Raw genomic sequence first — 18,206 nt, 5'->3', positions numbered from 1 at the left:
TTCCGGGCCGGCGGTGACCCTCCGGCTGGCGGCTCACTCGTTGGGGTCCAGCCTCTCACTCCCGGGCGGGGCGCCGCTGACGTCCGCACCGGTGTCGGTGCGGCTCTCATCCCCGGACCCGTCCGTGTCCGCGCCGGTGTCCGAGCCGATGTCCGTGCCCGTGGCGTCCGCCGCGGACTTGCGGGCCGCGCGCTTGCGCTGGCTGTACATCCGGATGCCCGCGAGGACCATCAGCAGGATGCCGCCCGCGATGACCATCATGACCTCGGAGGTGATCGACGTGACGTCGGCCTCGAAGGTGATCTCCTCGCCGTACGCCTTGTCCTCGGTGGTGTAGAGGCGGGCCGAGAGCTGCATGACGCCGTTGGCGCGCGCGGTGGCGGTGAATTTGAACGACTGGCTGTGGCCGCCGTTGACCCGCACGTCCTGCGCCCCGCTGACCTCCAGGCCGAGCTGCCGCAGGGAGACCAGCCGCAGCTCCAGGTTGTGCACGTCCTGCACCAGGTTGTTCTGGACGGTGACCGGGATGGTGGCGCTGCGTCCGGACAGTGTGATGTCGGACTTCGGGATGAGCTGGACCCGCTCGGTGAGGGCCACCAGGCCCTCCTGCACGGAGTCGCCGTACTCCTCGACCTCCTCTTCGCCGCTCCGCCAGGAAGTGGACATCTCCCGCCTGATGGCGTTGCCGAAGGGGTCGTTCACCCGGTCCGGGTCGGTGAGAATCACCAGGAAGTCCGCCAGGGTGCGCTGGGTCTCGCGCATCGACTGGAAGGTGCTGGTGGACAGCTCCTGCTCGCGCAGCTCCGCCGGGTACTCCTCGGCGGACGGCACCCGGTTGTTCGCCGCGGGGTCGGGCGTGGCGTCCGCCGCCTCGGACAGGTCGGCGAAGGCGACCCAGTCGCCCTCGTCCCGGACGCCGCGGATGGCGGCGGCCATGGCCTGCGCCTGATCGGCCGTGGGCATCCGCTGGGGAGCCAGCACGACACTGCGCTCGTTGGCGGGCGCTTCGAGGGTGATCGCCAGCGTCTGGGCCAGGAGCTGCTGCTGCGCCAGCGCGGCGGCCCCCGTGCGGGTCAGGTCGCCCTCGAAGAGGGTGGAGAGCCGGGCGTCCGAGACGATCGCCGTGGTGCCGCCGCCGATGGGGCGGGCGGCGGTCGGGGTGTAGGACAGGGCGTCGCCGGGACGGAGGCTGTCGCTGCGGGTGATGACGTGCGTGGCGCCCGCCGAGGTGGCCACCGACACGATGGACGGGTCGATGGCCCCATCCACCGGCCAGGCGAAATCGGTGCTGGGCTCGGTGTCCACCAGCACGGTTTCCACCGTCTGGGCCGACGTCTCGGTGGCGGTGGCGAACTGGGACAGGGCGCCGTGCACGTCCATGCCCTGGTGGGCCAGCGACGCGACATCGGGGTCGCCGAAGGGCAGAGCGATGACCTCGTCCTGGCGCACCGCCTCCTCCAGCATCAACAGCCAGGCGAGGGCTTCCTCCTGACCTGTGCCCGGGACCAGGCCGGTGTCCGTCTCGACCAGGTGCTCCTCCCGCATGGCGTCCACGGAGGCCAGCAGGTCGGGGTCGATCACCCAGGTGACCGGCAGGTCCGCGCCGAGCGAGACGAGCTGGTACAGCCGGCCGCCGGGGGAGATCTCGCGGAGCAGGTCATCGTTACGGAAGGCCGGGGTCTGCTCCTCGTCCGCGTCCGTCCTGGAGGTGAGGTGGGTGGTGGAGACCAGCGGCCACAGCACGGTGAGCCGGGTCTGCGGGGACTGTGCGCCCGGGTCCGGCTGCCAGGGCAGCAGGGTCCGGCCCAGGCCCAGGACCTGGTCCCCCCAGCGCTCGGCCTCGGTCTGCCCGGTCAGCCCGACGCCGAGCTGATAGACGCCGGGCTCGCCCAGGGCCAGCTCGGAGACCGGGACGCGGAGGGAGAACGTGGCGGACATCCCGGGCTGGATGGTGCCGATGTCCTGACCATGGCCTCGCACTATCAGACCGTCGGTGTCGTAGTCGAAGCCGGTCCGCGCCATCGCCTGGTCGATCGCGGAGCGGCTCGACAGCGGCACTCCCTGCCGGGCGGCGACCGAGCTGTCGATGATCGGGGAGTCACCCTCGTTGGTGATCGTGCCCCGGATGGTGAGGGTGTCGTCCTCGCCGGGCACGGCGGGGCCGAGATCGGTGATGGAGATGGTCGCCCGTCGGTGGCCGGTGCCGAGCTCCTCGCCGGGCGCGCCGGCACTCGCCGACGGAAGGGGTGCCAGCCCGGTCAGCAGTGGGAGGGCGATCACCGCGGCCAGTAGTGAGGCCAGCCGCCGAGCGCCGCGCACCCGCATCCCCGACACCGCCACGCGCCAGCCCCGTTCCCTGGAGTCCACAACCCGCCCTCATGGTAACGATGATCGGCTTGCCGAGGTGTCCCGGACGGGGGCACCAGGGGGCACCCGGGCCGCGCACCGCCACGTACGCTGTGCTGTTGTGCCGAACGACAGGAAAGACACACCGCCCCGCCAGACGGCCGCCGGTCTCGGGCAGGTGCAGCGGCGGGCCGTGAGTGAGCTGCTGCGGGTCTCCCCCCTCGCTGACGACCTCGCCTCCCGATTCCAGCAGGCCGGGTTCTCCCTGGCCCTGGTCGGCGGCTCGGTGCGCGACGCGCTGCTGGGGCGGCTGGGCAACGACCTGGACTTCACCACCGACGCCCGGCCCGAGGATGTCCTGCGCATCGTGCGGCCCTGGGCGGACGCCGTCTGGGAGGTCGGAATCGCCTTCGGCACGGTCGGCTGCCGCAAGACCGCGCCGGCCGGTGCGGCCGACGGTGGCCCGAAAGACTTCCTGCTGGAGATCACCACCTACCGGTCCGAAGCCTATGACCGGACCTCGCGCAAGCCCGAGGTCGTCTACGGCGACTCCCTGGAGGAGGACCTGCTCCGCCGGGACTTCACGGTCAACGCCATGGCCGTCGCCCTGCCGCAGAAGGATTTCATCGATCCGCACCGCGGGCTCGCCGATCTTGCCGAGCGCGTCCTGCGCACCCCCGGTACCCCCGAGGAGTCCTTCTCGGACGACCCGCTGCGCATGCTCCGCGCGGCGCGCTTCGCCGCGCAGCTCGACTTCACGGTCGCGGAGCCCGTGCGGGACGCCATGACGGACATGGCCGACCGGATCGACATCGTTTCCGCCGAGCGGCTCCGGGACGAGCTGAACAAGCTCCTCCTCGGCGACCACCCGCGCAAGGGCATCACGCTGCTCGTGGACTCCGGGCTCGCCGAGCACGTGCTGCCGGAGGTGCCCGCGCTGCGTCTGGAGCGCGACGAGCACCACCGACACAAGGACGTCTACGAGCACAGCCTGACGGTGCTGGAGCAGGCGATCGCCCTGGAGACTGGCGAGCGGGACCTGGTACTGCGGCTGGCGGCCCTGCTGCACGACATCGGAAAGCCCCGGACCCGGCGCTTCGAGAATGATGGCCGGGTCTCCTTCCACCACCACGAGGTGGTGGGCGCCAAGATGGTCAAGCAGCGCATGACCAAGCTCAAGTACCCCAACGAGATGATCAAGGATGTGGCGCGGCTGGTCGAGCTGCATCTGCGGTTCCACGGTTACGGCACGGGCGAGTGGACCGACTCCGCCGTGCGCCGCTACGTCCGCGACGCCGGTCCCCTGCTGGACCGGCTGCACAAGCTGACCCGCTCGGACTGCACGACCAGGAACAGGCGGAAGGCCCTCGCGCTCTCCCAGGCGTACGACGGGTTGGAGCAGCGGATCGAGCAGCTCAAGGAGCAGGAGGAGCTCGACGCGATCCGGCCGGACCTCAACGGCAACGAGATCATGGAGATCCTGGGCATCGGCCCCGGCCCAGAGGTCGGCGAGGCATACCGGCATCTTCTGGAACTGCGCCTGGAGAACGGCCCGATGGGCCGGGAGGATGCCATCGCCGCCCTGAAGGAGTGGTGGGCCGCCCAGTCCGGCGAGTGACCCGGCGGGACCACCGTCACTCGGTCTCCTCCTCGTCCGTTTCACGTGAAACAGGCGGGGATGTTTGCGGGGGTTCGGGGGTCGTCCCCCGGGGTGTGGCGGTACGTGAAACAGGCGGGGATGTTTGCGGGGGTTCGGGGGTCGTCCCCCGGGGTGTGGCGGTACGTGAAACAGACGGGGAGGTGGAGTGGGTGTCCGGGGGTGCGGGGGGCGCGGCGTGGGAGAACGGGCCGTGGTGGCGAGGGAAGGCCGTGGTGGCGGCGGTGGCCGCGTAGAGCGCGGAGACCGTCAGCAGGAGCGCGGCGGAACGGCCGTCCGGGGGCAGCATCAGGGAGGCGAGGCCGGCCGCGCCGACGAACGTGGTGTTGAAGATCATGTCGTAGAGCGCGAACACCCGGCCCCGGAAGGCGTCCGCCACGGCCGCCTGCACCACCGTGTCGGTCACGATCTTGGTGCCCTGCGAGACCAGCCCGAGCACGAACGCGGCGAGGATCACCGGCACCGGCCGGAACGGCAGCCCCAGGGCCGGTACCAGCACCGCCGCCAGCACGGCGCACAGGGCGAACCAGCCCCGCCGTCCCAGCCGGGTCACCGCCCAAGGGGTGATCAGCGCGGCGACGAAGAATCCGGCTCCCGAGGCGCCGATCGCCGCGCCCAGCCAGGCCAGGCCGCCGTTCCTGTCGTCCGACCAGGCGTAGCGGCAGAGCATGAGCACGGTCACCAGCAGCGCTCCGTAGCAGAAACGCATCACACCCAGCCCGCCCAGCGCCCAGGCCGCCGTCGGTCGCGCGGAGAGGTGCCGGAGTCCGGCCACCAGCCCCCGCGTGGTGTCCGCGAGCGCCGCGGGGAGGCTTGCCGGGGCCGTGCCCTCGTCCGGTCCGAGCAAATCGGGCGCCATGCGCAGCGCCGCCAGGCCCGCCACGCCGTAGACGCCGGCCGCGAGCAGGAGGGCCAGCGCGTTCTCGACACCCTCGCTGTGGGCCAGTATCTGTACCGCGAACGCCGTCCCGCCGCCGATCGTGGAGGCCAGGGTCCCGGCTGTGGGCGAGAGCGAGTTGGCGACAACCAGCCGTTCGGTGTCCACGACGTGGGGGAGTCCGGCGGAGAGGCCGGACAGGATGAAGCGGTTGACCGCGGTGACTGACAGCGCGGAGAGGTAGAAGAGCCAGTCGGGCACGCCCGACAGCACCAGCGCGCAGGTCCCGGCCGCCAGCACGCTCCGCAGCAGATTCCCGTGGAACAGCACCTGGCGCCGTCGCCACCGGTCCAGCAGGACCCCGGCGAAGGGACCGAGCAGCGAGTACGGCAAGAGCAGCACGGCCATCGCGGCAGCGATGTCGGCCGCGCTGGTCTGCTGCTCGGGGGAGAAGACCACATAGGCGGCGAGGCCCACCTGGAAGACCCCGTCGGCGAACTGGGAGAGCAGCCGGACGGTCAGCAGCCGCCGGAAACCGGGGAAGCGCAGCAGGGTGCGCAGATCGGTGGCGACGGTGGGGCGTTGTCCCGGTCTCTCACGTTTCACGTGAAACGTCATGCGTCGGGCTCGGTCCGGGCGTCGGCCGGGAGCCGTGGGGCGGTGCCCCAGTCGACGAACGCGGCCGGGGCGGCCGGGGCGGGGCGCCGGCGGCGCAGCGTCACAACGTCCGCGGCGCCGTCCAGGACGCCGCCGCCCGGGTCGTCGGACCCGTCGCGGCGGACGATGTCGTACTCGGGCCGCAGGACGTCGCGGACGACCAGGACGCACAGGTAGGCCGTCCCCAACAGGTGCACCGCGATGGCGAGTTGGTATCCGCCGGTGGACAGCCCATGCTGGTCGTCGGTGTTGAGGAAGGCGAGGTACATCCAGATGCCCAGGAAGTACAGCACCTCGCAGCTCTGCCAGACCAGGAAGTCGCGCCAGCGGGGCCGGGCGAGGACGGCCAGCGGGACCAGCCACAGGACGTACTGCGGGGAGTAGACCTTGTTGGTGAGGATGAACAGCGCGACGACGAGGAAGGCGAGCTGCGCGACCCGTGGCCGACGGGGCGCGGTCAGGGCCAGCAGCGCGATCGCGGCGCAGCCCAGGAGGACGAGCACGGCCGCGTAGGTGTTGACAGCGCTGAGGTCGGCGTCGGTGCGCTGGCTGATGACCAGCCACACGGAGCCGAAGTCGACGGGCCGTTCCTCGCTGAAGGTGTAGAACTCGGCCCAGCCCTCCCGCGCCGCGATCAGCACGGGAAGGTTGACCGCCAGCCAGGCGCCGACGGCGCCCCCGGCCGTGGCACGGAACTCCCGCCACCGTCCGGCGCGCCAGCACAGCACCAGCAGCGGTCCCAGCAGCAGCATCGGGTAAAGCTTCGCCGCGGTGGCCAGGCCGAGCAGGACTCCGGCGGCGAAGGGGCGGCTGCGCGACCACATCAGCAGGGCGCAGCAGGTGAGGGCACCGGCCAGCAGATCCCAGTTGATGGTCGCGGTCAGTGCCAGCGCCGGGGCGAGGGCGACCAGCAGGCCGTCCCAGGGGCGGCCGCGATGGATGCGGGTCACGCAGACCGCGATGACCACCGCGCAGATCATCAGCAGCCCGGAGTTCACGAGCCAGTAGATCTGTCCGGGACTCGGGTCGGTGGAGCCGCCCGGTGTCAGCCACGCCGCGACCTCCATGAACAGGCCGGTGAGCACGGGGTATTCCAGATACTCCATGCCGCCGGACAGCTCCGCCGGGATGTGGTCGACATACGGCACGAGCCCGTCGGCGAAGCCGCGCCCCTGATACAGGTGCGGGATGTCGGAGTAGCAGGCGTGGGTGTACTGGTCGGCCGGGCCGTGGAACCAGCCGCTGTCGTAGCACGGCGCCTTCTGGGCCATGCCAAGGGCGAACATCCCGATGATCACCAGCGCCACGACCCGCGCCGGGCTCCACCAGCCGCCGACGGACACGGCCCGCCGGCCGGCCGGTCCGCCGATCAGCTCACTGCCCGCGGCGGCCGTGTCGTCCTGGAGGGTGGGCCGCGCCGCCGCGCGCGGAGGGGGATGCACCATGTCCACATCCTGCCGCACGGCCCACCGTCAGACGGTCAGGGCACGGCTATCCCGTACCGCCGAACAGCCCGCCGCCGTCACTCCCCTGATTGCCGTTGCCCGCGTCGGTGCCGGTATCGGTGCCGGTGTCGGTGCCTTCGTCCGTGCCGGTGTCGGTGCCTTCGTCCGTGCCCGCGTCGGTGCCGGTATCGGTGCCGCCGGTTCCGCAGGTCGGGTCGAAGGGGGCGCAGGTGTCGCTCGGCTCCGGAGTGGTGGGCTCGGCAGTGGTCGGGTCATCCGTCGGCCGTCCGCGGTCATCCGGATCCTCGGTCTCCTCCGGCTCCTGGGTCTCGTCCGGCTCCACGGGTTCCTGCGTTACCGGGGGCGGGCTCTCCGCGCCACCGCCCCAGCGGGTCTCACCGATCTCGCCCGGCTCGGGGAACTCCTCGACCGGGTCACCGGCGGTGGCCTCCTGCATGAAGGCCAGCCAGATGTCGAGCGGCAGTGAGCCACCGTTGATCCGCTCGCGGTCCGCCGTGCCGTACATCGGCATGAAGCCCATCTGCTCGTCGCCCACGAGGTCGTCCTCGGAGTCGGGGAGCCGCCACATGCCGATGGCGGTGGACAGCTGGCGGGTGTAGCCGACGAACCACGCGCTCTTGTTGTCGTCCGTGGTGCCGGTCTTGCCGGCCACCGGCCGGTTCAGGGCCTGGGCGGGCTGGGCGCTGCCGTCGTCACCCTCCACGACCTCGGTCAGCACGTCGGTCACGTTGTCCGCCACCGCCGAGTCGAACGCCTGGGAGGTCTCGGACTCGTGCTCCCAGCTGAAGCCCAGCCGGCTGTTCTCCACGCTGATCACCGAGTACGGCTCGGCCTGCTCGCCGCTGGCGGCGAAGGTCGCGTAGGCGGAGGCCATCCGGATCGGGCCCGGGGTGGAGACACCGAGCGCGAAGGTGGGCACCGTGTCGTCGGCCTTGCCAAGGGTCTCCTCCAGCAGCCCGGCGTCGATCGCGGCCTCCTTGACCGTCGCCGGTCCCACGTCCATGCCGACCTGGACGAACGGGGCGTTGGCCGACACCTCCATGGCTTCCCGCAGGGTGATGTCTCCCTGCGAGTGACCCTCGAAGTTGTTCTGCCGCCACTCGACCGGCTCGCCCGTCTCCTCGTCGTCGACCATGAGGGGATCGCCGTTGTAGTGGTGGATGAGGAGCTGGTCCTCGCTGCGGTACACGCTGTCCGGCGAGAGCGGGGTCCGCTCGTCCTCGTCCTGGTCCACGGGCCCCTCGGGGTCCCGTATGCCATCGCGCATCGCCGCCGCCAGCACGAACGGCTTGAAGGTCGAGCCCACCTGGGCGCCGGGGTTGTTCGCGTTGTTGACGTAGTGCTCGGTCCAGTCGACACCGCCGTAGATGGCGCGGATCGCCCCGTCGCCCGGCACCACCGTCGCGCCGCCGAACTGGACGTGCCGGTCCTCGTCGCGCGCCTCGGGATCGATGTTCTCCTCGCGGACCTGCTCGACCGCGGCCTCCATCTGGTCCACCATCTCCTCGTCGAAGGTGGTGTAGATCTGATAGCCGCCCGCGTCGAGGTCTTCGCGGCTGACGATCTCGTGATTGATCAGGTAGTCGTCGACGAGCGTGGTCAGGTAGCCGATCTGCCCGGCCTTCTCCATCGCCTTCGTCGGCTCCTTGGGGGCCGGGAAGCCGTCGGTGGCGATCTGCTGGCGCTCCGCCGCGCTCAGGCCCTCACCGACCTCGACCCGCCGGTCCAGCACCCAGGCCCACCGCTCCTCGGCGCGCGCCTGGTTCTCCTCGTTGACGCCCTGGGTCTCGCCGCCCGCCCACGGGTCGTACAGCTCGGGGCCCTTGAGCAGGGAGGTCAGGAACGCGCACTGGCTGGGGGTGAGGTCGATCGCGTTCACCCCGTAGTACGCCTGGGCGGCGGCCTGGATGCCGTAGGCGCCGCGGCCGAAGTAGGAGGTGTTGAGATACCCCTCAAGGATGTCCTCCTTGGAGTACTCCGCGCCGACCTTCACCGACAGCAGCAGCTCACGCCCCTTGCGCTCTATCGTCTGGTCCTGCGTGAGGTACATGTTCTTCACGAACTGCTGGGTGATCGTCGAGCCGGACTGCGTCTCGCCGCCGCGCGCCATGTTCACCACGGCACGGCCGATGCCCATCAGGTCGATGCCGGGGTCCTCCCAGAAGGTGGCGTTCTCCGCGGAGGTCACGGAGTCCTGCATCGCCCGCGGGATGTCCTGGAGGTCGAGGTTCTGCCGGTTGACGTTGCTCTCGCCGGCGACGACCATCCGGGAACCGTCTTCCCAGTAGTAGACGTTGCTTTCCTGGACGGCCATGTCGTTCGCCGTGGGGATGTCCGTCATGGCGTACGCGACGCCGATCAGGCCGATCAGCAGCCCGAAGAAGGCGACACACGAGCCCAGCACCTGCTTCCACGACGGCACGAACCGCCGCAGCCCGAAGTACCCGGAGCGCGGGTAGTCGATGAACCGCTTGCGCCGCGCGGGCTCGGCCCGCCTGCGTCGGCCACCTCCGGTCATGCCCCCGGTCACGCCCTCGGCCGCGCTGGCCGCTCGCCGCCGGCCCCCACCGCGCTGCGCGGCCCGCCTGGCCTCCGCCCGGCTGCCGTACGGCCGGTCCGGTGTCGCGCCCGGCGAACCGCCCGTGGAACCGCCCGCGGGCGGCACGGGCGGGGGCGAGGCCCGGCGACCGGACGGTGCCGCTGCGCGACGACCGCGGCCCTGCGGCGGCTTGCGACGGTGCTCGCTCATGGGACAGCTACTCCTCGGACAGACACACGTGTCTGAAGACGGCAGGTACTTCTCGTGGCATCCAGTCCCCCGATGTGCGGTCCGTCCCCGAGTCCGGGCGCACTGCACCTGGAACGAGGACGCCGCTCGGCGCCACAAGGTTCCCGGTCGTGGTGGTCTGCACGGCCCCCAGCCTACGCAGCCGCAAACTGCCAACTTTCCCTGCGATCAGGGCAATACGGGCATTACGCATCCCGTGAAGTGAAGATGTGACCCCCCTCACCGCGCCCCCACTTGCCCGGTCCGCCGCCTCGCTCTATCGTGGCGATGTATCGAGCTGATACATCGGCTCAATGCATCGCACCAACAATAAGGCTCGAAAGGCAAGGCACGACCCATGAGAACGGAGGTGACCCCCCAGGTGAGCCGACGTTCCGGTGTCCTGGAGTTCGCCGTTCTCGGTCTCCTCCGCGAGTCCCCGATGCACGGATACGAGCTGCGCAAGCGGCTCAACACCTCGCTCGGTGTCTTCCGGGCGTTCAGCTACGGCTCGCTCTACCCGTGCCTGAAGGCGCTGGTCCAGCAGGGCTGGCTGGCCGAGGAGACCGGCCGCGCCGTGGACGACCCCCGCGCCACGCCTCTGTCCAACCGCAGGGCCAAGATCGTCTATCGGCTCACGGCCGACGGCAAGGAGCGCTTCGAAGAGCTCCTCGGCCAGACGGGACCCGACGCGTGGGAGGATGAGCACTTCGGCGTCCGCTTCGCCTTCTTCGGCCAGACCTCGCGCGACGTGCGGATGCGCGTCCTCGAAGGCCGCCGCAGCCGCCTGGAGGAGCGTCTCGCCAAGATGCGCGCCTCCATGGCCCGCACCCGCGAGAAGCTGGACGCCTACACCCTCGAACTTCAGCGCCACGGCATGGAGTCCGTCGAACGCGAGGTCCGCTGGCTCAACGAGCTCATCGAGAGCGAGCGGGAAGGACGCGACCGCGGCGGCGCCCGTGAGCGCGACCCGTCGGACCCTTCCGACGACACCACCACCTAACCTCCCCGCGAAGAAGCGGGGTCATGTCGAGAACACACACAGGGAGCAACCGGAATGGGTTCGGTTCGCGTAGCCATCGCCGGCGTGGGTAACTGCGCCGCATCGCTGGTACAGGGCGTCGAGTACTACAAGGACGCCGCCCCGGACACCCGGGTCCCGGGTCTGATGCATGTCCAGTTCGGTGACTATCACGTCTCGGACATCGAGTTCGTGGCCGCCTTCGACGTCGACGCGAAGAAGGTCGGCACCGACCTCTCCGAGGCCATCGGCGCCAGCGAGAACAACACCATCAAGATCTGCGACGTGCCCCCCTCCGGCGTGACCGTGCAGCGCGGGGAGACCCACGACGGTCTGGGCAAGTACTACCGCGAGACCATCGTCGAGTCCGACGCCGACCCCGTCGACGTCGTCCAGGTCCTCAAGGACACCCGCGCCGACGTGCTCGTCTGCTACATGCCGGTCGGCTCCGAGGACGCCGCCAAGTTCTACGCGCAGTGCGCCATCGACGCCAAGGTCGCCTTCGTCAACGCGCTGCCCGTCTTCATCGCCGGCACCAAGGAATGGGCCGACAAGTTCACCGAGGCCGGTGTGCCGATCATCGGTGACGACATCAAGTCCCAGGTGGGCGCCACCATCACGCACCGCGTGATGGCGAAGCTCTTCGAGGACCGCGGCGTCATCCTCGACCGCACGATGCAGCTCAACGTCGGCGGCAACATGGACTTCAAGAACATGCTGGAGCGCGAGCGCCTGGAGTCCAAGAAGATCTCCAAGACCCAGGCCGTCACCTCCCAGATCCCGGACCGGGACCTCGGCGAGAAGAACGTCCACATCGGCCCCTCCGACTACGTCGCCTGGCTCGACGACCGCAAGTGGGCCTATGTCCGCCTTGAGGGCCGTGCCTTCGGCGACGTTCCCCTCAACCTGGAGTACAAGCTCGAGGTCTGGGACTCGCCCAACTCCGCCGGCGTCATCATCGACGCCCTGCGCGCCGCGAAGATCGCCAAGGACCGCGGCATCGGCGGCCCGATCCTCTCCGCGTCCTCGTACTTCATGAAGTCCCCGCCCGTGCAGGTCTTCGACGACGTCGCCCGCGACAACATCGAGAAGTTCATCCGGGGCGAGATCGACAGCTGAGCACCCCCGCGTGCGCGAAGGCGGCAGTCCCGGTCCGTTTCCGGGGCTGCCGCCTTCTCACGCGCCACCCTGTCAGCGATCGACGATCCGGTCCACCGACGTCGTCGTATGGCGCAGGATCACCCGGAACTCGTCGCCCACCTTCGGGCCCTTCGCGTCGTCCGGCACGAACAGGATCGACACCTGCATGTGCGGCGGCTCCGCGAACCACCGCTGCTTCCCGTCCCAGACGAACGGCGACAGATTCCGGTTCACCGACGCCAGACTCGCCCGCGCCATGCCCTTGGCCCGCGACGTCATCCCGTGCAGCGCCTTCGGCGCCTCAAGGCCGACCCCGTGCGACGTGCCCCCGGCCACCACCGCCAGCCAGCCCGTCCCCGGCGCCTTCTGCTGCCGGTACCCGAACCGGTCGCCCTTGCCCACCGGCGTCACGTCCAGCACCGCCGCCCGGTACTCCGTCGCCTGGTGGTCCCCCAGCCACAGCCGCGTCCCGATCCGCGCCCGGAACCGCGTCTGCGGGAACTGCTGCCGCAACCGCGCCAGCTGCTCCGAGGTCAGGTGACTCACGAACATCGTGTGCAAGGGCAACCGCGCGGCCCGCAGCCGGTCCATCCAGCCGATGACCTCCTCGACCGCGTCCGTGCCGTCCGTCCGGTCCAGCGGCAGATGGATCGCGAACCCCTCCAGCCGCACGTCCTCCAGCGCCGACTGCAGCTTCCCCAGATCCGTCGGCAGCACCCCGTGCCGCCGCATCGAGCTCATCACCTCGACGACCACCCGGGACCCCACCAGCCCATAGACCCCGTCCACCGACGACGCCGACCGGATCACCCGGTCCGGCAGCGGCACCGGCTCCTCCATCCGCCGGTAGGGCGTCAGCACCAGGATGTCCCCGCTGAACCGGTCCTTCATCGCCGCAGCCTCATAGGTGGTGCCCACGGCCAGCGTGTCGAGGTCCATGGACGACGTCTCGTCCGCCAGCCGGTCATGACCGAAGCCATAACCATTGCCCTTGCACACGGGCACCAGATCGGGGAAATCAGCCACCACCGACCGCTGGTGCGCCCGCCAGCGGTCGATGTCGACATAAAGGGTGAGCGCCATGGCCGGTGAGACCTTTCTTTCAGCTACCTCTGCGAGGGAAGGAGTCAGCGCCTCGACATATAGATGTCGAGGGCCTTGTGGAGAAGCTTATTGAGCGGGAAGTCCCACTCGCCGAGATACTCCGCCGCCTCACCGCCCGTCCCCACCTTGAACTGGATAAGTCCGAAGAGATGGTCGGTGTCCTCGAGCGAGTCACCGATCCCCCGTAGGTCGTACACGTGTGCCTGCATCGCGTAGGCGTCCTGGAGCATCCGCCACTGCATCGCGTTCGACGGCCGGACCTCGCGCTTGTGATTCGCGGAAGCCCCGTACGAATACCAGACGTGCCCCCCGACGACCAGCATCGTCGCGGCGGCCACCGCCTCACCCTCGTGCATCGCCAGATACAGCCGCATGCGGTCCGGGTCCTCGGCGTTCATCGCCCGCCACATCCGCTGGAAATACCCCAGCGGACGCGGCCGGAACCGGTCCCGCTCCGCCGTCACCTCGTACAGCCGCTGCCACGTCTCCAGATCGTCGTGGCCACCCCGCACGACCTCGACGCCGGCCTTCTCGGCCTTCTTGATATTCCGCCGCCACAACTGGTTGAAGCCCTTGTGCACGTCCTCCAGCGAGCGGTCCCGCAGCGGGATCTGGAACACATACCGCGGCTGCACGTCCCCGAAGCCCGCGCCGCCGTCCTCGCCCTGCTGCCAGCCCATCCGCCGCAGCCGGTCCGCGACCTCGAAAGCCCGCGGCTCGATGAACGTCGCCTCGACATCCCGCAGTCGCTTCACATCCGGGTTCTGGATACCGGCCTTCACCGCCGCCGCGTTCCACCGCCGGATCACCACCGGCGGTCCCATCTTCACCGAGAACGCGCCCTGCTGCTTCAGATGCGCCAGCATCGGCTTCAGCCACTCGTCCAGATTGGGCGCGTACCAGTTGATCACCGGCCCCTCGGGCAGATACGCCAAGTACCGCTTCAGGCGCGGGATCTGCCGGTACAGCACCAACCCCGCGCCCACCATCTCACCGCTGGGACCGAACCACCCGAGCGACTCCGAACGCCACTCCGCCTTCACGTCCCCCCACGCCGGCACCTGCATATGGCTCGCCGAGGGCAGCGAGCGGACATACGCCAGATGCTGCTCGCGGCTGATGGTCCTCAGGGTCAAGCTCATACGGGGCGCTCCTCCGGCGTCAGTCGCAATCGCAGGGTCTGGCCGGAAGCCTAACGGCGCCCGCCCCCGCACGGGACGCGCGGTGCCGTGCGCGGCAGCCCGGAGCTAGCCGACGAGACCTCCGAACAGACCGCCGTTGGCCGTCCCGAGGTAGAAGCCGACCGCCGCCGCCCCCAGCCCGATCACGGCCGCGAAACGCTGCCCCGTCGTCGCCGAGATCAACTGCGCCCAGCCGCCCGTCGCGATCCCCGCGAGCCCCGTCCAGCAGCTCACCAGATGCAGCCCCGGGAAGATTGACGTGATCACCGCGACCGCTCCCAGCAGCAGCGTCACCGCCGCGAAACCGTTCTCGACCGGATGCGGCCTGCCGTCCGTGTTCAGCCACGAACCGACTCGGGCCATCGGACCGTGGTGTGCCGTATGAGTCATGAGACACCTCCTCGCCGCGTATCCCCCAGGTGTCCAGATTGCTACGTTTTCTCGCCGGATTTCAACCCGGAGAGACAACCGGGTACGGTGTACTTTCCGCCCTCTTGGGGAACGCGCGCGTCTCCCACCCGAGCGGATCGCATCACGACCCTCCTGCCACGGATCGTCCGTGGCCGCCTGAGTCCAGAGGAGGTGGGTTTTCGCATGCGTCACTACGAGGTGATGGTCATCCTCGACCCCGAGCTCGAAGAGCGCTCGGTCTCCCCGCTGATCGAGACCTTCCTTTCTGTTGTCCGCGAGGCCAACGGAAAGGTCGAGAAGGTCGACACCTGGGGCCGTCGCCGTCTCGCCTATGAGATCAACAAGAAGCCCGAGGGTATCTACTCCGTGATCGACCTCCAGGCCGAGCCTGACGTCGTCAAGGAGCTCGACCGGCAGATGAACCTGAACGAGTCGGTCATGCGGACCAAGGTCCTCCGCCCCGCGACCCACTGAGTCAAGGCCCCACGGGCCCTGCCGCTCAGCGAGCGTCCGGGTACGCCGAGTAGCACTGTCAGTGCCATAAGTAATCATCGCAGCATCAGCAGTTAACCCGCGCCGAGAGGTACCCCCAATGGCAGGCGAGACCGTCATCACGGTCGTCGGCAACCTGGTCGACGATCCCGAGCTGCGCTTCACCCCATCCGGTGCGGCCGTCGCGAAGTTCCGCGTCGCGTCCACACCCCGCGTCCTCGACCGGCAGACCAGCGAGTGGCGGGACGGCGAAAGCCTGTTCCTCACCTGCTCGGTCTGGCGGCAGGCCGCGGAGAACGTCGCGGAGTCCCTGACCAAGGGCACCCGCGTCATCGTCCAGGGCCGCCTGAAGCAGCGGACCTATGAGGACCGGGACGGTGTGAAGCGCACGGTCTTCGAGCTGGAGGTCGACGAGGTCGGCGCCAGCCTGCGCAGCGCCACCGCCAAGGTCACCCGCTCCGCCGCTCGCGGCGGACAGGGCGGTCCCGGCGGCGGAGGCGGCTGGGGCGGTCCCGGCGGCGGCCAGGGCGGTGGAGGCGGCCAGCAGGGCGCCCCCGCCGGCGACCCCTGGGCGACCGGAGCCCCGGCCGGTGGCCAGGGTGGCGGAAGCGGCTGGGGCGGCGGTGGTGGCGGTGGCGGTGGCGGTGGCTACTCGGACGAGCCGCCCTTCTGACGGGCTCGCTCGACCCCCGCACCCACACTTCTTTTGATTCCACCGGAGAGACACCATGGCGAAGCCGCCCGCGCGCAAGCCGAAGAAGAAGGTTTGCGTGTTCTGCAAGGAGAAGATCTCCTACGTCGACTACAAGGACACGAACCTGCTGCGGAAGTTCATCTCCGACCGCGGCAAGATCCGTGCCCGCCGGGTCACCGGCAACTGCACCCAGCACCAGCGCGATGTCGCCACTGCCGTCAAGAACAGCCGTGAGATGGCGCTGCTGCCCTACACCTCCACCGCTCGCTAAGGAAAGGGTGACTGAAGCGTCATGAAGATCATCCTGACCCATGAGGTCTCCGGCCTCGGTACCGCCGGCGACGTCGTCGAGGTGAAGGACGGGTACGCCCGCAACTACCTGCTGCCCCGCGGTGTGGCCATCCGCTGGACCAAGGGCGGACAGAAGGACGTCGAGCAGATCCGTCGCGGTCGCAAGATCCGCGAGATCGCCTCGATCGAGCAGGCCAACGATGTCAAGGCCCAGCTCGAAGGCGTCACCGTCCGCCTCAAGGTCCGCGCCGGCTCCGGCGGACGTCTCTTCGGCTCCGTCACCCCGGCGGACATCGCCTCCGCGGTCAAGACCGCGGGCGGCCCCGATGTCGACAAGCGCCGCATCGAGCTCAGCACGCCGATCAAGAGCCTCGGCACGCACCGGATCTCCGTCCGGCTGCACCCCGAGGTCGTCGCGAACGTCGGCCTCCAGGTCGACGCCGCGAAGTGACACCGGAGCAGCGGTGACTCCGGTGCGGTGACACCGGCGGAAGGCCGTGCCCTCGTCGCGGGGGCGCGGCCTTTCCCCGTCCGTCCTCGGGGACCGTCCCCGGGGGGCGGTTCTCAGGCCCGCACCGCTCCCGTCACCAGCCAGCGGCCCGTCCGCGCCCGCAGCGTCAGCGTCACCAGCCGCGCCGTCATCGACAGCCCGGCGATCGCCCACCACAGCGCGGTGACCCCGCCGCCGAGGACCGGCACCAGCAGCGCGACCGGCGCGAACACGGCCAGCGTCAGCAGCATGGCCCCGGCCAGGTACGGGCCGTCCCCCGCGCCCATCAGCACCCCGTCGAGCACGAAGACGACCCCCGCGATCGGCTCGGTGACGGCGATCACCAGCAGGATGGGCAGCAGTCGGCTCCGCACCTCGGGATCGCCGGTGAACAGCAGCAGGATCAGCGGGCTGGACGCCGCCACCAGCACCGCGAGTCCCGCGCCGGAGACCGTCCCCCACCACACCATGCGGCGGCAGGCGGCCCGCGCGCCGGCCGCGTCGCCCGCGCCGAGATAGCGGCCGATGATCGCCTGGCCCGCGATGGCGATGGCGTCCAGCGCGAAGGCGAGCAGGATCCAGACGGTCAGCCCGATCTGGTGGGCCGCGATGTCGGTGTCGCCCAGCCGGGCGGCCACGGCGGTGGCGATGAGCAGCACTCCGCGCAGCGAGAGGGTGCGGATCAGCAGCGGCACTCCGGCCCTGGCGCCGGCGAGGATGCCGGCCGCGCTGGGGCGCAGCGAGGCGCCGTGCGCGCGGGCGCCTCGGACGACGACCCGGAGGTAGACGGCGGCCATGGCGAGTTGGGCGAGCACGGTGCCCCAGGCGGAGCCGGCGATGCCCCAGTCGAAGCCGTAGAGGAAGAGGGCGTTGAGGGCGATGTTCGCGGTGAAGCCGCCGACGGCGACGTAGAGCGGGGTGCGGGTGTCCTGGAGCCCGCGCAGCACGCCGGTCGCGGCGAGGACCATCAGCATCGGTGGGATGCCGAGCGCGCTGACCCGCAGATAGATGACGGCGTGCGGGGCGGCGGTGGCGGAGGCGCCGAAGGCGTCGACGAGGGCGGGCGCGGTCGGCAGCACGACGGCGACCAGGACCAGGCCGAGGATGACGGCGAGCCAGATGCCGTCCAGTCCCTGGCGGATGGCGGCGGACAGGTCGCGGGCGCCGACGCTGCGGGCCACGGCGGCGGTGGTCGCGTAGGCGAGGAAGACGAAGACGTTGACGGTGGTGGTGAGCAGGGCGGCGGCGACGCCGAGACCGGCGAGCTGGGGGGTGCCGAGGTGGCCGACCATGGCGCTGTCGGCCATCAGGAAGAGCGGCTCGGCGACGAGCGATCCGAAGGCGGGCAGGGCGAGCGTGAGTATCTCTCGGTCGTGGCGGCGCATGCTCGGTGACGCTGGGGACATGGTCCGATCCAAACATCCACAGGTAATGGATGCAAGGGTCTCTTACCCCTTACTTGACGTGTGCTGCGGTGTGATGGTCGGCCCTGGCCGCCACGATCTCGGCACAAGGGGCGAAGTTTTTCCCGCACACAGGCGGTGGATGAAGAAACCGCAGGTCAGGGTCGGTATGCGGAGAGTGGGCGAAAGTTCTCCACAGCCTCGTCCCC

Annotated in this window: 15 protein-coding genes; 7 read left to right on the top strand and 8 right to left on the bottom strand. The window is 70.1% G+C overall.

The features are described 5' to 3' along the window. Positions 1-33: 33 nt before the first annotated feature. A complete protein-coding gene (locus OIE51_RS14295) occupies positions 34-2,367 on the bottom strand; it encodes a DUF6049 family protein (protein WP_326598043.1) in 2,334 nt (777 codons plus the stop codon). Between the two features lie 100 nt (positions 2,368-2,467). Between OIE51_RS14295 and OIE51_RS14290 the strand changes: the two genes are divergently transcribed. After that, positions 2,468-3,964, top strand: coding sequence for a CCA tRNA nucleotidyltransferase (locus OIE51_RS14290; RefSeq protein ID WP_326598042.1), 1,497 nt, complete (start codon positions 2,468-2,470; stop codon positions 3,962-3,964). 16 nt (positions 3,965-3,980) lie between these two features. Here the strand turns inward: OIE51_RS14290 and OIE51_RS14285 are convergent, their stop codons facing one another. The 3 genes from OIE51_RS14285 to OIE51_RS14275 are packed head-to-tail and all read right to left on the bottom strand — an operon-like array spanning position 3,981 to position 9,752. Beyond that, entirely contained in the window at positions 3,981-5,486 is a 1,506-nt protein-coding gene (locus OIE51_RS14285; protein ID WP_326598041.1) for an MFS transporter, read from the bottom strand. Between the two features lie 8 nt (positions 5,487-5,494). Beyond that, positions 5,495-6,982 (bottom strand): glycosyltransferase family 87 protein, encoded by a 1,488-nt coding sequence (locus tag OIE51_RS14280; RefSeq protein WP_326598040.1) that lies wholly within the window; start codon positions 6,980-6,982, stop codon positions 5,495-5,497. 46 nt (positions 6,983-7,028) lie between these two features. Next, positions 7,029-9,752: a transglycosylase domain-containing protein gene (locus OIE51_RS14275; RefSeq protein ID WP_326598039.1), complete on the bottom strand. Its 2,724-nt coding sequence runs from the start codon at positions 9,750-9,752 to the stop codon at positions 7,029-7,031. Between the two features lie 400 nt (positions 9,753-10,152). Here OIE51_RS14275 and OIE51_RS14270 point away from each other — a divergent pair, with 400 nt between their 5' ends. After that, a complete protein-coding gene (locus tag OIE51_RS14270) occupies positions 10,153-10,773 on the top strand; it encodes a PadR family transcriptional regulator (RefSeq protein ID WP_326600632.1) in 621 nt (206 codons plus the stop codon). Between the two features lie 54 nt (positions 10,774-10,827). Further along, positions 10,828-11,910: an inositol-3-phosphate synthase gene (locus tag OIE51_RS14265; protein WP_326598038.1), complete on the top strand. Its 1,083-nt coding sequence runs from the start codon at positions 10,828-10,830 to the stop codon at positions 11,908-11,910. A 72-nt stretch (positions 11,911-11,982) separates the two neighbouring features. On the opposite strand, the gene OIE51_RS14260 is transcribed toward OIE51_RS14265, so the two are convergent. The 3 genes from OIE51_RS14260 to OIE51_RS14250 all read right to left on the bottom strand — a co-directional run bounded on the left by OIE51_RS14260 (position 11,983) and on the right by OIE51_RS14250 (position 14,606). Continuing rightward, a complete protein-coding gene (locus tag OIE51_RS14260; protein WP_326598037.1) occupies positions 11,983-13,014 on the bottom strand; it encodes an alanine racemase in 1,032 nt (343 codons plus the stop codon). 44 nt (positions 13,015-13,058) lie between these two features. After that, positions 13,059-14,177, bottom strand: coding sequence for a lipid II:glycine glycyltransferase FemX (locus OIE51_RS14255; RefSeq protein ID WP_326598036.1), 1,119 nt, complete (start codon positions 14,175-14,177; stop codon positions 13,059-13,061). A 105-nt stretch (positions 14,178-14,282) separates the two neighbouring features. Further along, positions 14,283-14,606 carry a hypothetical protein gene (locus tag OIE51_RS14250; protein WP_326598035.1) on the bottom strand — a complete coding sequence of 108 codons (324 nt, stop codon included), beginning with the start codon at positions 14,604-14,606 and terminating at the stop codon, positions 14,283-14,285. A 204-nt stretch (positions 14,607-14,810) separates the two neighbouring features. Between OIE51_RS14250 and rpsF the strand changes: the two genes are divergently transcribed. The 4 genes from rpsF to rplI all read left to right on the top strand — a co-directional run bounded on the left by rpsF (position 14,811) and on the right by rplI (position 16,555). Then, a complete protein-coding gene (rpsF, locus tag OIE51_RS14245) occupies positions 14,811-15,101 on the top strand; it encodes a 30S ribosomal protein S6 (RefSeq protein WP_326598034.1) in 291 nt (96 codons plus the stop codon). A 118-nt stretch (positions 15,102-15,219) separates the two neighbouring features. Further along, a complete protein-coding gene (locus tag OIE51_RS14240; RefSeq protein ID WP_326598033.1) occupies positions 15,220-15,792 on the top strand; it encodes a single-stranded DNA-binding protein in 573 nt (190 codons plus the stop codon). A gap of 55 nt (positions 15,793-15,847) precedes the next feature. After that, a complete protein-coding gene (gene rpsR / locus OIE51_RS14235; RefSeq protein ID WP_003978893.1) occupies positions 15,848-16,084 on the top strand; it encodes a 30S ribosomal protein S18 in 237 nt (78 codons plus the stop codon). 21 nt (positions 16,085-16,105) lie between these two features. Further along, positions 16,106-16,555, top strand: a complete 450-nt coding sequence (rplI, locus tag OIE51_RS14230) for a 50S ribosomal protein L9 (RefSeq protein WP_326598029.1) — start codon at positions 16,106-16,108, stop codon at positions 16,553-16,555. 113 nt (positions 16,556-16,668) lie between these two features. Here the strand turns inward: rplI and OIE51_RS14225 are convergent, their stop codons facing one another. Further along, positions 16,669-18,000: an MATE family efflux transporter gene (locus OIE51_RS14225; protein WP_326598028.1), complete on the bottom strand. Its 1,332-nt coding sequence runs from the start codon at positions 17,998-18,000 to the stop codon at positions 16,669-16,671. Positions 18,001-18,206 lie beyond the last annotated feature (206 nt).

It is taken from the genome of Streptomyces sp. NBC_01803, from assembly GCF_035917415.1.
GTDB lineage: Bacteria > Actinomycetota > Actinomycetes > Streptomycetales > Streptomycetaceae > Streptomyces.
The sequence above is the reverse complement of the archived record's forward strand: the minus strand, read 5'-3'. Positions and strand labels throughout refer to the sequence as shown.

What these genes read in the sequence shown, in the direction of transcription:
- OIE51_RS14250 (WP_326598035.1), bottom strand. Translation starts at nt 14,606, where the DNA reads ATGACTCATACGGCACACCACGGTCCGATGGCCCGAGTCGGTTCGTGG.
- rpsF (WP_326598034.1), top strand. Translation starts at nt 14,811, where the DNA reads ATGCGTCACTACGAGGTGATGGTCATCCTCGACCCCGAGCTCGAAGAG.
- OIE51_RS14265 (WP_326598038.1), top strand. Translation starts at nt 10,828, where the DNA reads ATGGGTTCGGTTCGCGTAGCCATCGCCGGCGTGGGTAACTGCGCCGCA.
- OIE51_RS14280 (WP_326598040.1), bottom strand. Translation starts at nt 6,982, where the DNA reads ATGGTGCATCCCCCTCCGCGCGCGGCGGCGCGGCCCACCCTCCAGGAC.
- OIE51_RS14240 (WP_326598033.1), top strand. Translation starts at nt 15,220, where the DNA reads ATGGCAGGCGAGACCGTCATCACGGTCGTCGGCAACCTGGTCGACGAT.
- rplI (WP_326598029.1), top strand. Translation starts at nt 16,106, where the DNA reads ATGAAGATCATCCTGACCCATGAGGTCTCCGGCCTCGGTACCGCCGGC.
- OIE51_RS14275 (WP_326598039.1), bottom strand. Translation starts at nt 9,752, where the DNA reads ATGAGCGAGCACCGTCGCAAGCCGCCGCAGGGCCGCGGTCGTCGCGCA.
- OIE51_RS14260 (WP_326598037.1), bottom strand. Translation starts at nt 13,014, where the DNA reads ATGGCGCTCACCCTTTATGTCGACATCGACCGCTGGCGGGCGCACCAG.
- OIE51_RS14255 (WP_326598036.1), bottom strand. Translation starts at nt 14,177, where the DNA reads ATGAGCTTGACCCTGAGGACCATCAGCCGCGAGCAGCATCTGGCGTAT.
- OIE51_RS14225 (WP_326598028.1), bottom strand. Translation starts at nt 18,000, where the DNA reads ATGTCCCCAGCGTCACCGAGCATGCGCCGCCACGACCGAGAGATACTC.
- rpsR (WP_003978893.1), top strand. Translation starts at nt 15,848, where the DNA reads ATGGCGAAGCCGCCCGCGCGCAAGCCGAAGAAGAAGGTTTGCGTGTTC.